General features: G+C 59.9%; 12 protein-coding genes. 7 read left to right on the top strand and 5 right to left on the bottom strand.

The features are described 5' to 3' along the window. Nucleotides 1-2: 2 nt before the first annotated feature. From ACW4YW_RS04905 to ACW4YW_RS04885, 5 genes are all read right to left on the bottom strand, one after another. On the bottom strand, nucleotides 3-2,303 hold the full coding sequence (locus ACW4YW_RS04905; RefSeq protein ID WP_457136546.1) for a TonB-dependent receptor: 2,301 nt from the start codon (nucleotides 2,301-2,303) through the stop codon (nucleotides 3-5). A gap of 85 nt (nucleotides 2,304-2,388) precedes the next feature. Beyond that, nucleotides 2,389-3,207, bottom strand: a complete 819-nt coding sequence (locus tag ACW4YW_RS04900) for a carbohydrate ABC transporter permease (RefSeq protein WP_457136545.1) — start codon at nucleotides 3,205-3,207, stop codon at nucleotides 2,389-2,391. Further along, nucleotides 3,207-4,130, bottom strand: coding sequence for a carbohydrate ABC transporter permease (locus ACW4YW_RS04895; protein WP_457136544.1), 924 nt, complete (start codon nucleotides 4,128-4,130; stop codon nucleotides 3,207-3,209). Before ACW4YW_RS04895 ends, ACW4YW_RS04900 begins: the two co-directional genes overlap by 1 nt. Then, nucleotides 4,127-5,392, bottom strand: coding sequence for an ABC transporter substrate-binding protein (locus ACW4YW_RS04890; RefSeq protein WP_457136543.1), 1,266 nt, complete (start codon nucleotides 5,390-5,392; stop codon nucleotides 4,127-4,129). The genes ACW4YW_RS04895 and ACW4YW_RS04890 overlap by 4 nt, the downstream gene beginning before the upstream one ends. Beyond that, on the bottom strand, nucleotides 5,389-6,528 hold the full coding sequence (locus tag ACW4YW_RS04885; protein WP_457136542.1) for an ABC transporter ATP-binding protein: 1,140 nt from the start codon (nucleotides 6,526-6,528) through the stop codon (nucleotides 5,389-5,391). Before ACW4YW_RS04885 ends, ACW4YW_RS04890 begins: the two co-directional genes overlap by 4 nt. Nucleotides 6,529-6,735: 207 nt before the next feature. Between ACW4YW_RS04885 and ACW4YW_RS04880 the strand changes: the two genes are divergently transcribed. The 7 genes from ACW4YW_RS04880 to ACW4YW_RS04850 all read left to right on the top strand — a co-directional run bounded on the left by ACW4YW_RS04880 (nucleotide 6,736) and on the right by ACW4YW_RS04850 (nucleotide 12,639). Further along, nucleotides 6,736-7,761, top strand: coding sequence for a LacI family DNA-binding transcriptional regulator (locus tag ACW4YW_RS04880; protein WP_457136541.1), 1,026 nt, complete (start codon nucleotides 6,736-6,738; stop codon nucleotides 7,759-7,761). Nucleotides 7,762-7,790: 29 nt separating this feature from the next. Beyond that, nucleotides 7,791-8,831: an L-glyceraldehyde 3-phosphate reductase gene (gene mgrA / locus ACW4YW_RS04875; RefSeq protein ID WP_457136540.1), complete on the top strand. Its 1,041-nt coding sequence runs from the start codon at nucleotides 7,791-7,793 to the stop codon at nucleotides 8,829-8,831. Nucleotides 8,832-9,249: 418 nt separating this feature from the next. Continuing rightward, nucleotides 9,250-10,287 (top strand): Holliday junction branch migration DNA helicase RuvB, encoded by a 1,038-nt coding sequence (ruvB, locus tag ACW4YW_RS04870; protein WP_407996386.1) that lies wholly within the window; start codon nucleotides 9,250-9,252, stop codon nucleotides 10,285-10,287. Next, nucleotides 10,284-10,694, top strand: a complete 411-nt coding sequence (ybgC, locus tag ACW4YW_RS04865) for a tol-pal system-associated acyl-CoA thioesterase (protein WP_407993166.1) — start codon at nucleotides 10,284-10,286, stop codon at nucleotides 10,692-10,694. Before ruvB ends, ybgC begins: the two co-directional genes overlap by 4 nt. A gap of 33 nt (nucleotides 10,695-10,727) precedes the next feature. Then, a complete protein-coding gene (gene tolQ, locus ACW4YW_RS04860) occupies nucleotides 10,728-11,402 on the top strand; it encodes a protein TolQ (RefSeq protein ID WP_407996050.1) in 675 nt (224 codons plus the stop codon). Between the two features lie 10 nt (nucleotides 11,403-11,412). Beyond that, a complete protein-coding gene (locus ACW4YW_RS04855; RefSeq protein WP_309566127.1) occupies nucleotides 11,413-11,799 on the top strand; it encodes a biopolymer transporter ExbD in 387 nt (128 codons plus the stop codon). Between the two features lie 3 nt (nucleotides 11,800-11,802). Next, on the top strand, nucleotides 11,803-12,639 hold the full coding sequence (locus ACW4YW_RS04850; RefSeq protein WP_457136539.1) for an energy transducer TonB: 837 nt from the start codon (nucleotides 11,803-11,805) through the stop codon (nucleotides 12,637-12,639). Nucleotides 12,640-12,681 lie beyond the last annotated feature (42 nt).

Genomic DNA, 12,681 nt, shown 5'->3' with positions numbered 1-12,681 from the left:
GATTAGAAGTCCTTTCTGACCTGAACGCCGAAATAGCGAGCATCGTCGCGGGGGACGTAGCGCAGCGTATAAGTGGAGTTGGCATTGCTGACCAGGTTGCTCGCATAGGAGCGGTCCAGCAGGTTGCGGCCTACCAGCGCGAAGCGCCATCCGTCCTGGGTGGACAGGGCCACGCTGGCGTTCCAGATGCCGTAGGCTTCCTGGATCGTATCCTTGGTCTGGGTGAGGCTGTATTGCTGCTTGCTTTGCCAGGTATAGTCAGTGCCAATATCGATCACGTAGCCGCCATTCAACGGGATCGCATAGTTGGCACGGGCGACCGATTTGAACTCAGGGGAGAACGGCAAGGGTTTTCCATTCACTGCGCAAGAGGCCGCGGCATTGGCAGGGCAATTGAATTGGTCGATTCTTGCATCGACGTAGGCCAGGGAGCCTGCAAGCGTCAGCCTGGAAGTCGGCTTGGCGGTGGCGTCGAACTCGATGCCGCGGGTGGAGACATCGCCGGCGTTGACCAGCCGCGTGACAACATCACCGCCAACCAAATCAACGAAATTCGCTTGATAATTCTTGTATTTGGTGTAGAACGCTGCCACGTTGAAAATCAGGCGGTTGTCCAGGTAGGCTGATTTGAGGCCAAATTCGAAAGCGTTGGAAGTTTCAGGATCTAATCCTAATGTATCTCCATTAGCATCTGTCATATTGAAAAATGCGTTATAGGCGGGTCCTTTATAACCTCGCGAGTAAGTAAAATAGCTGGTTACGTTGTTGCTCCAATCATATTGGAGACCAAGGCGGCCAGAGTAAGCATTTTCGCTGGTGTTACCTTTGCGAAGTGACTGGCTAGGCCTTACACCACCTATGAATTGTCCAACTGGAACATTACTGTTTCGAGAATGATCGAATTCGAGTTCGTCGTGTGTCCAGCGTAGGCCGACAATCCCGCGGAAATCTGAAGTGAAGTTCAGCGTGCTTTCACCAAATAAGGCTACGCTTTCACTGTCGATGCCGTAATCGGCACGGCCAATGAAGTTGGTACCAGCGTTGTTTGTGCCGCTACGTTGGTATGTTTCATTAGTCTTTCCTTTGAGGTAGTAAATACCAGCAACGTATTCCAGGAAACGGTCTTTGGGAGAGGCAATGCGTAATTCTTGCGAGAACTGCTTGGAGTCGACAGTACCACGGTCACGGGTAGCGGGAAATGTCCCATTAATTCGCGATGGATCGTAATTGTTACCTATCTGCGATATAGAGGTGTTTTGCGTGTTGTCCCAGGTCCGGAATGCGGTGATGGACGTCAATGTGTAATCGTTGAAGCGCCAGTCTACCTGTGCGGAAACCCCCTGGTTGGTGTCGGTGACTTCGCTCTTGCCATCGGTATAAACCCTGCGGTTGCCTTTGCTTACATTGACGGGGCTGATGCCCTGGTTGAATGCGGCGTTGCTGGAGCTGTAAGGCACGCCGCTGGCGCCTGGGACGCTGTTGGTGCCATGCGTGTAGTCGGCGATCAGGGTGATGTCGAGGTCCTCGTTCGGCGTCAGCAGGAACTTGGCGCGGGCGCCTTCGCGTTCATAGCCGTTGAGATTGCCGCCAATCACGTTTTTCACATTGCCGTCGTAGTCGGCCCATAGGCCGTTGATGGAAGCATAGAGCAGGTCAGGCACCAGCGTGCCGGAGAGCCCGAAGCGGATGCGCTTTTCCCCGCCTTCATAGTAGGAGGCGTCGACATAGGCATGTGGGTCGGCGCTGGGTTCGCGCGTCACCACGTTGATCACGCCTGCCGAGGCGTTCTTGCCGAACAGCGTGCCCTGCGGGCCGCGCAAGACCTCGATACGCTCCACGTCCAGCAGGTCCAGCGTGGCCTGGCCCGGACGGGCATAGACCACGCCGTCGATCACGGTGGAGACGGTAGGCTCGATGCCGGGCGACGTGGAAATGGTGCCCACGCCGCGGATCAGGATGGAGGAGTCCTTGTTGCCGCCCTGCTGGCGGAAGGTCAGGCTGGGCACCTCGTTGGCGATGGTCTGGATGCTGTTGAGATTGGATTGCTCCAGTTTGCGGCCGTCCAGCACGGATACGGCGACGGGAATGGATTGCAGACTGGCTTCGCGCCGGGTGGCGGTGACGGTGACCGTGCCGAGCGCAGGCTGCGCCTCCTGATCAGCCGAGGTCTGCTTGCTTTCGGCTTCGGCGGTTTCTTCGGCGGCAAATGCCGCAGGGATGCCGCCGGACAGCAATGCTGAAGCGAGTGCCAGGCTGATGCCCCGGCGCCGGAACTGTTGCAATTGAGTATGGTGTGGTTTCATGCAGATTCCCCTAATTTAGTCGTAAAAATGATGTAGTCAGCCTGATACCCGTTGTCGGGAAACCAGGGGAATGGAAAGAAATGCCTCATCCCTTGATGCCTCCTGTGGTGAGCCCGCTGATGACGCGTTCCTGGAACAGGATGATGAGAATGGCGAGCGGCACGATGGCGACCACCAGTGCGGCGGAGATCACCGGCCATGGAAAGGTGAACTCCCCTTGGTAGAGCAGGATGCCGACCGGCAGGGTACGGCTGCCCGGCGCGGCATTCAGGGCCAGCGCCAGCAGGAACTCGTCCCAGGCATTGACGAAAGCCAGGATGCCGGCGGTGAACACGCCGGGGGCAGCCAATGGCAGCACGATGCGGTAGAGCGCCTGCAGCCTGGTGCAACCGTCCAGCATGGCGGCGTTCTCGATGTCCTTGGGCACCTGCTGGAAAAAGCTCGCGAGCACGAGTGTGCATACTGGCAGGCTTTGCACGGCGTAAGGCAGCACCAGTGCGCCGTAGGTGTTGATCAAGCCCAGCCCGCGCATGATCTCGAACAGGGGTACCAGCAATGTCGCCGGCGGGAACATGGCGATCGCGACCAGTGCCGTGAGGATCAGGCCGCGACGGTGCAGCCGCAGCCGGGTGAGCGCGTAGGCGGCCCCGGTGGCCGCGAATAAGGTCAGCAGGGTGGAAAGCAAGGCCACCGCGAAGCTGTTGCCGAGGAACAGCAGCAAGGGCTGGTCGCTGAATGCATGCACGTAATTACCCAGGGTGGGGTGCTGCGGCCACCAGGTGATCGGGGTTTGCGCCAGCTCGGCATCGCGCTTGAACGAGGTCAGCAATATCCACAGGGCGGGGAAGAAACCGTTTACCAACAGCACGGCGGCAGCGATCCAGCGCAAGGGGAGCTTCAGCATCACAGCGCCCCCTTGTAGAGTTTGCGCAGATAGACCGAGCTGACGGCCATGGACAACAGGAACAGCAGCACCGCGAGGGCGGATCCGTAGCCGACATCCATGTATTCGATGGCCGTGGTGTTGATCAGGATGGACAAGGTCTCCGTATAGCGGGCTGGGCCGCCCTGCGTCATCGCATAGGGAATGTCGAAGGACTGCAAGGCGCTGATGGTGCGGAAGATCAGTGCGACCATCATGGCCGGCATCAGTAGCGGCAGGGTGACGTGGCGGAAGGACTGCCAACGGCTGGCGCCTTCCAGCGCCGCGGCTTCGTACAAGCTGCGCGGGATGGTCTGCAGGCCTGCGAGCAGGATCAGCGCGACGAACGAAGAGGTTTTCCAGATGGTGGCGATGCAGATCGCAAGAAAGCCCCATTGCGGTATTAGCAGGAAAGAGATCGGGGCCAGGCCTGCACGGCTCAACAGGTCGTTGACCACGCCGTATTCCGTATTGAAGAACCATGCGAAAATCATGCCGGAAAATGCAAGCGGCAAGGCCCAAGGCAGCAGCAATGCCAGCCGCACGGGCCAGCGCCATTTCCATTCGCGGTTGGCGAGCAGCGCCAGCCCGAGACCGACGAGCAGCGCGCCGGGGACAGTGAGCACGCACAAGGCAATCGTAAAGCGCACGGCGCGCCAGACATCCGGGTCGCGCAAAGCGTCAACGTAGTTGGCAACGCCGACGAAAGCCGGGCCGCTCTCGCTGAACAGGCTGATGGAATAGAAGCTGTCGTGGATGACTTTCGCCACCGGGTAGACCACGATCAGGGCGAGCAGTAGTGCCGCAGGCAGCAACAGCCAGAATGCTAGCGATGACTCACTGACATCACTGGCACTGTTGCCCTGGCTGTTTTGCCGTTGGTTGAAAAGTGCGCGCAGGCTCAACGCAATATCCTTTCCAGGCGGCGGCTGATGTCTTCCAGGCCTTCCTCGGCCGTCAATGATCCGGCCAATACGGCCGAGGTCGAGATGCGCAGCACGTCCGACACCTGCGCATAGCGCGCGGTCAATGGGCGGGGCTTGGCACCCAGCAAGGCCGGCTTGGCATCCTTGAGCCAGGGGATCACGGCGTGGACCTCCGCATCGTCGTAGAGCGAAAGGTAAGGCGGCAGCAATGCGCCTTGCAGAGTAATGAAGCGCACGCTTTCAGGCGAAGCCAGGAAGCGCAGGAAGTCGGCAGTCTGCGCCTTGTTGCGCGAATAGTTGGAGAGCGCCCACTGCCATCCCCCCAGGCAGGTTGCATGTTTGCCGTCTTGCACCGCAGGCATGCGGATGACGCCGACCTTGCCCTTGACGCGCGAGTCCGCGTCGTTCTGGAACACGCCCCAGGCAAAGCCCCAATTGATGGCGAAGATCGCATTGCCGGCCTTGAACGTGTTGACGGTATCGCCGGTCTTGACTTCGGCCACGTGACGGCGGATCACGTTCTTGTCGATCAGGCCTTGCCATAATCGCAGGCTGCGCAATGCCGCGGGTTTGTCCAATGCCAGCTTGCCGTTGCTGTCGAGGATGTCCTTGCCCTGGCTCCAGTAAGGCAGCAAGAAACTGCATACCGTGCCTTCGATTGGCGCCCCTTGGATGGAAAGCCCTTGCAGCGCAGGATTGTTCTCCTGCTTCAGGATGGCCTGCGCGGCATTTTCCAAGTCCTGCCAGGTTTGCGGCGGCGCAATGCCATGTTGCGCCAGCAGGTCCTTGCGGTAGTACATGAACATGGCATCGGTCACTGCGGGCAGGGTGTAGAGCCTGCCCTTGATCAGATTGGTCTGGCGGTAGATGGGCAAGCCGTCGGTGAGCAGCGTTTGCTTTTCCTTGCCGAAATACGGGTCTAGCGGGGCGATCCAGCCAGCGGTGGCGAATTGGTAGGGATTGACGATATCCAGCATCAAGGCGTCGAAGCTGGGGTCGTGCGCATTGAGCAGGACGGAAAGGTATTTGCGCTGCAGCTCCGAGGTGGCCGCGCCACTGCCGATTTCGATGCGGATGCCAGGATGGCTGGCTTCATAACGGTCGGCAAGCGTACGGAACAGGTCGGGGCGTTGCGCCGCGCCGCCGATGAAGACGCGCAGCACCGTTTCCGCTTGCGCAGAGGCGGCAACGGCTACCAGCAGGATGAACGCAATGAGCCGAAGTGCGCGCGGGAGACTCATGCCGCTGGTTCCATGTTGCCGGCTTGGCGAGTGGCAATGCGCGTGCCTTGTTCGCCGTCGAACCAGTGCAGGTTGGCATGCGCTACATGGATTTGCAGTTGCTGTCCGGGGGATACCGTCTGGTGGCCGGGCAGGCGCGCCTGCACCGTGTATTGCCCGAGGTTCGCAGTCAATTGTTCCAGCCGCAGCGTGGCAATGGTCTCCGCGCCCAGCGGCTCGATCAATTCAACCGCGGCGTTGAGGCGCAGCGATGCCTGGCCGTTGAGGGAAGCGGCGTCGATATGGAAGTGCTCAGGGCGGATGCCCAGGGTGATCTGCTGTGCCGGCTCGATCTCCAGATGGTTGACGGGCACCGATTGCCCGGCAATAAAGGCGGATCGATAATCGGCAGACCATTGCAGCGGCAGGTCGAGCAGGTTCATTGACGGGGAGCCCATGAAGCCGGCCACGAAGGTGGTGGCGGGAGACTGGTAGATTTCTGCCGGCGTACCCAATTGCTCGATGCGGCCGTGATTGATCACCGCGATCCGGTCAGCCAGCGTCATGGCTTCCACCTGGTCATGCGTGACGTAGATCATGGTCTTGCCGATGCGCTGGTGCAGGCGCTTAATTTCCATGCGCATTTCCGTGCGCAGTTTGGCGTCCAGGTTGGACAGCGGCTCGTCGAACAGGAACAGCTGGGCGTCGCGCACGAGCGCGCGGCCGATCGCCACGCGTTGGCGCTGGCCGCCCGAAAGCGCGGCGGGCTTGCGCTGCAACAAGGGAGTCAGCTGCAAAAGATCCGCTGCGGCGTGTACTTTCTGCTGGATTTCCTGCTTGGGCGTGCCGCGGATGATGAGGCCAAACGCCAGGTTGTCGTAAACCGTCTTGTGCGGATAGAGCGCATAGTCCTGGAACACCAGTGCCATGTTGCGTTCGCGCGGCGGCAGGCGGTTGATGCTGCGGCCGTCCAGGATCACTTGCCCTTCGTCGGCTTCTTCCAGGCCGGCTAGGATGCGCAGCAATGTCGACTTGCCGCAACCGGAGGGGCCGACCAGCACAATGAATTCCCCTGAGGCGATGTCTAGGTTGATCTCCTGGAGGATGCGCGTATGGGCGAACTGCTTGCCCAGGCGTTGCAGGCTAAGCTTTGCCATGGATACTTGCCTGCATGAAAGCCGACTTTGATATATCCAAGCGTGGCTTTTCCTGAATAAAATACAAATGTTTTGAAAATTTTGGAAACACTGATAATCTCAATGATGTTACCGGTAACATTCGAATGTTCGGGCAAGTGTTTGTATGTTGTCAAAGAATTAAAATGAAAATCAATATTTATAAAAGTTATATGTGGGCGGTTGCCGATGTCGGGTAAGCGCAAGGGACTGGGCAGGGCCACCGTGCATGACGTGGCGAAGCTGGCTGGCGTTTCATCCATTACCGTGTCGCGGTATTTCAAGCAGCCGGAAATCGTGTCCGAAGTATTGCGGGGCCGCATCGCCAAGGCGGTGGCGGCGTTGGACTACCTGCCCAACCATGCCGCGGGCGGCCTGGCGTCGACCCGGGGCCGCATTGTGGCCATGGTGATTCCCAATATTTCGGGGCCCATCTTTGCCAACACCATCCAGAGCTTCAGCGATGAGCTGAACCGGCATGGATACCAGCTGTTGCTGGCGTCGAGCTATTTCTCCATGGAAAAGGAGGAAAGCGCGGTGCGCGCCTTCCTCGGTTGGTCGCCGGCGGCGCTGGTGCTGACCAGCCAGTATCATTCCGAGGGAACCGAGAGGCTGATCGCCAAGGCCGCTATGCCGGTGGTGGAAACCTGGGACTACGTGCCGGAGCGCAAGCCGGTGCAGGTGGGGTTTTCGCATGTGGAGGTTGGCCGGCAATCAGTGGAATACCTGCATGGCAAGGGGTACAAGCGCATTGCCTATGTGCAGAACAGCCTGATAGGCGACTTGAGCGCGCTTGACCGCCGTGATGGCTATATTGCGCGCATGAACGAATACGGCCTGGAGCCCTGGGTGTTCGTCCCCACCCAGGCCGATCCGTTCGAGGCGGGCCGGCAGGCGGTCAACTCCCTGCTGTTGCGCCAGCAGCCTGCTGAAGCCATTGTGTTCGCCAACGACAACCTGGCTGCGGGCGGCATGTTGGCTGGCCTGCGGGCCGGCAAGCGCTTTCCCGAGGATTGTGCCATTTTCGGCTTCGGCAATTACGCTTTTTCCGAAATGCTGCTGCCCAGCCTGACCACCATACGCCCTCCCGCGAGGGAGATCGGCGAGGTTGCCGCCTTGCGCGTATTGCAGGCATTGGGAGAAACGCCGGCGGATGGCCCGGTGCAGCACCTCAACTTGCTGGACTGTGAATTGATTGCGCGCGAGAGCGCTTAACAATGAGTTGTGAATTGAAGGAGCAGCAAATGACTTACCAGGCCGATGAACATCGTTATGAGCAGATGCAGTACCGCCGTTGCGGCAAGAGCGGGCTCAAGTTGCCGTTGCTGTCGCTGGGCTTGTGGCACAACTTCGGCGATAACACCCATATCGCCGTGCAGCGCGACATGCTGCGCACCGCGTTTGACCTCGGCATTACGCATTTCGACCTCGCCAACAACTACGGCCCGCCGTACGGCAGCGCGGAAGCCAATTTCGGACAGTTGTTCCGGCAGGATTTCCGCCCTTACCGCGACGAGCTGATCATTTCCACCAAGGCGGGATGGGACATGTGGCCGGGTCCCTACGGGCAGGGCGGCGGTTCGCGCAAATACCTGCTTGCGAGCCTGGACCAAAGCCTGCAGCGCATGGGGCTGGAATATGTGGATATCTTCTATTCGCACCGCTTCGACGCGGAAACGCCGCTGGAAGAGACCATGGGCGCTCTCGCCAGCGCAGTGCAGCAGGGCAAGGCGCTCTATGTCGGCATTTCTTCCTACTCCCCCGCTAAGACGCTGGAAGCTTCCAGGCTGTTGCGCGAATGGAAGATCCCCTGCCTGATCCACCAGCCTTCCTACAACCTGCTCAACCGCTGGATAGAACGCGGCCTGCTCGACACCCTGCAGCAGGAGGGCATGGGTTGCATTACCTTTACCGCGCTGGCCCAAGGGCTGCTCTCGGACAAATACCTCAACGGCATTCCGCAGGAGGCGCGCATCAACCGTCCGGGCGGCAATTCCATCCCTCCCAGCCACTTGAGCGAGCAAAACCTCAAGCGCATTCACGGCCTCAACCGGATTGCATTGCAGCGCGGGCAAACGCTTGCACAGATGGCGTTGGCTTGGGTGTTGCGCGACGAACGCGTGACCTCCACCTTGATCGGGGCGAGCAACAGCCAGCAGATCCGCGAGAACGTCGCCGCCTTGCAGAACCTTGCCTTTACGCCGGAAGAGCTGTCTGCGATAGACGTCCTCGCCCAGGAAGGAGGCATCGACCTCTGGGCCGGTTCTTCCAGTGACTGGAAATAGCTGGTCTAGAGCCTGTTCACGATATTTTCATCGGGTACGCAAGGCTCCAACACGCGTCCGGTCAAGGCGCAGTTCGCAGGTGATGCTGATTGCCTCGCCAAGGACTGCAACGCAGAACGGGCGCGTGTTGGGGCCTTGCCCATAGGGTTGTCTCGGCAGCGCAGCGGCCGGGACGTTGCAATTCCTCGGGTAATGTCCCGGTGAAATCCACACGCTTGATAGTTTGCACCTTGCATCACTTGCCCTGCCGGGACAACGTACCTGATGAAAATATCGTGAACAGGCTCTTGGTAAGTCGCGGAAGGTTTTTACGTTTTTTGACTGGCAAGGTAGAGAACAATCGCAGGCTTTTCTGTATCATGCGCATATGCCGCTGCGCGCAGAAGCTGCGCAGTGTAGCCAAGCAGAATCCGACCTGATGATAGAAACCGACCGTTTAATCGCCCCATCCACCCAAGGCACGCAGGAAGAAGCGCTGGAGCGTGCCCTGCGTCCCAAGGTATTGGATGAATACGTAGGCCAGGAAAAGGCGCGCGGCCAGCTGGAAATCTTCATCAACGCCGCGCGCGGCCGTGCCGAGGCGCTGGACCACGTGCTGCTGTTTGGGCCGCCGGGCCTGGGCAAGACCACGCTGGCGCACATCATCGCCAAGGAGATGGGCGTCAACCTGCGCCAGACCTCGGGCCCGGTGCTGGAGCGCGCGGGCGACCTTGCGGCGCTGCTCACCAATCTCGAACCCAACGATGTCCTGTTCATCGACGAAATCCACCGGCTTTCCCCGGTCGTGGAGGAAATACTCTATCCGGCCATGGAGGATTACCGGCTGGACATCATGATCGGCGAAGGGCCTGCCGCGCGTTCGGTGCGCCTTGACCTGCCGCCTTTCACCCTGGTGGGGGCGACCACCAGGGCCGGCATGCTGACCAACCCTTTGCGCGACCGCTTCGGCATCGTCTCGCGCCTGGAGTTCTACACTGCGGAGGAGCTGGCCCGCATCGTCCACCGTTCCGCCGGATTGCTGGAGGTTTCCATGCAGCAGGAAGGCGCGCTGGAAATCGCTCGCCGCTCGCGCGGCACGCCGCGTATCGCCAACCGCCTGTTGCGCCGGGTGCGCGACTATGCCCAGGTGAAGTCCGACGGCGTCGTCAGCGCCGATATTGCCGATGCCGCCCTGAAAATGCTCGACGTGGACAAGCTTGGTTTCGATGTCATGGACCGCAAGCTGTTGCTGGCCGTGCTGGAGAAATTCGACGGCGGCCCGGTCGGGCTGGATAACCTCGCAGCCGCGATCGGCGAGGAGCGCGACACCATTGAGGACGTGCTCGAGCCGTACCTGATCCAGCAAGGCTACCTCATGCGCACCCCGCGCGGCCGCATTGCCACGCAGCAGGCTTACCAGCATTTCGGGCTCGCCACGCCCGGCAAGATCGGCACCGGAGAACTCTGGCAGCAATGAGCGCAAGTACGGAGTTCCGCTGGCCGGTAAGGGTTTACTACGAAGATACCGATAGCGGCGGCGTGGTCTATCACGCCAATTACCTCAAGTTCATGGAGCGTGCGCGCACCGAGTTCCTGCGCAGCCTGGGTTTCGGCCAGTCGGAACTAAGGGATGATCTCGGGGTCTTGTTCGTGGTGCGCAGCCTTGCGTTACAATACCGCCGTCCCGCGCGCTTTGATGATGCACTGGAAGTGGTGACGCGGCTCGAGGAGCTTGGGCGCAGCCTCATGAAATTCGAGCAGAAGATATACCGCGGCGAGCAATTGCTGACAGAGGCCACCGTGGATATCGTCTGCATCGATGCGGAACAGTTCAGGCCGGCCATCATCCCGCCTGCCGTGCGAAACCTGGTCAACCCTATATGATCAACCTTATGTGATCAACCCAATGGAGCTTGAATGAATCCTACTGAAGACATGTCGTTTATATCGCTGATCAGCGGCGCCAGCGTGCCGGTGCAGATCGTGATGGCATTGCTGCTGCTCACATCGCTGATCTCCTGGTGGTATATCTTCATCAAATTTTTCTCCATCCGCAGCGCAGACAACGAAGCCGAGGAGTTCGAGCGCGTATTCTGGAAGGGCGGCGACCTCAACCAGCTTTATGAAAGCGTGACGTCGGGGCGCCGCAACACGCAAGGCCTTGCCAGCATTTTCGAGGCCGGCTTCAAGGAATATGCGCGCCTCAAGCGCCAGCCCACCCTGGACGTCGGCGACGTGACCGAAGGCGCGCGCCGCGCCATGCGCGCTGCCTACAACCGCGAGATGGACGAGCTGGATTCGCATCTGCCTTTCCTCGCCTCGGTCGGCTCGGTGAGTCCTTACATCGGCTTGTTCGGTACCGTGTGGGGCATCATGAACGCATTCCGCGGCCTGGCCAACATGGCCCAGGCCACCCTTTCCCATGTCGCGCCCGGGATTGCCGAAGCGTTGGTCGCTACCGCGATCGGCCTGTTTGCCGCGATTCCCGCCGTGATTGCCTACAACCGCTTTACCGCCTCGGTTGACAGGCTGGCCGTGCGTTACGAAAGCTTTATCGAAGAATTCACCAATATCCTGCAACGCAAAGCATAAGGAGGCCGTGATGAGCCGTCGCAAATCCCGCCGCCTGATGAACCAGATCAACGTCGTGCCCTACATCGACGTTACGCTGGTGCTGCTGGTGATCTTCATGGTCACGGCGCCCATGACCAATCCCGGCATCGTCGAGCTGCCTCAGGTCGGGCAGACGCTCAAGCAGGCGGCCGCGCCTATCGTCATCACCGTCAAGGCGGATGGCCGAGCCGAGATCGAAAGCAAGGTCATGGAACGCGACCAGTTGCTGTTCGAGGTCAAGACCCAGGTCGAGAAGACGCCGGACCGCGCCATCGTGATTGCCGCCGACAAGAACGTGCAATACGACAAGGTGGTGACGCTGATGGACAGCCTCAAGCAGTACAAGGTCGGCCTTTTGCTTAAACCAGCCAATTGATGCATGAGAAAACGTCGAGCCAATCCTTATAAAGCGCGTGCCGCAGCACTTTCGCTGCTCGTACATTTGCTGTTGCTGGCGCTGCTGCTGGTGTCGTTCGAGTGGAAGACGCAGCAGCCGGTGATGGTGGCCCAGGTCGAGCTATGGGAGAACCTGCCCGCCGACAAGCCGGTGGCGAAACCGCCGCAGCCGCAGCCTGTTCCCGAGCCGCCAAAACCTGAGCCTAAGCCGGAACCGCAGCCCGAACCCAAGCCTGAGCCAAAACCGGAACCCGCGCCTGAGCCGGAACCGAAGGCAGACATCCAGGTGAAGAAGGAGCCGGAAAAGCCCAAGCCGCCGAAACCGGAAAAAAAGCCCGAGCCGAAAAAACCCGAAAAGAAACCTGAACCCAAGAAGCCCGAACCGAAAAAACCAGAGCCCAAGAAAGAGGACAAGGTCAAGCTGGATGAATTGAAGAAGCTGCAGCAGGAACTGCTGGAAGAAAGCTCGCAGCCCGCGCCGGCGCAAAAACAAGGGCCGACACAGTCGGGCGCCAATGTGGCCAACCAGGGCGAAATTGACAAGTCCCTGGGCCAGATTCGCGACAAGATCAGGCGCAACGTGAATCGCCAGCTATGCGGTACAGGCAAGCCGGAGCTCGAGGTCGGTATCAGCCTGATGCCCACCGGCGAGGTGATAGGCGTGCCGCACATATTGAAGAGCAGCGGCCTGCCAGCGTGCGACGAAGCGATCGAAAGAGCGATCCTGCAGGCGCAGCCTTTGCCGGTGCCGACGCAACCCGAGCTGTTTTCGCGTCTCCGCGACCTCAGGCTCAAGTTCCGCCCCAACGAGGATTACTAGCAGCTGATTATCGGTTTGATCGGTAGGCAACAAGCCCCATAG

The organism is Methylobacillus pratensis, assembly GCF_054072455.1.
The sequence above is the reverse complement of the archived record's forward strand: the minus strand, read 5'-3'. Positions and strand labels throughout refer to the sequence as shown.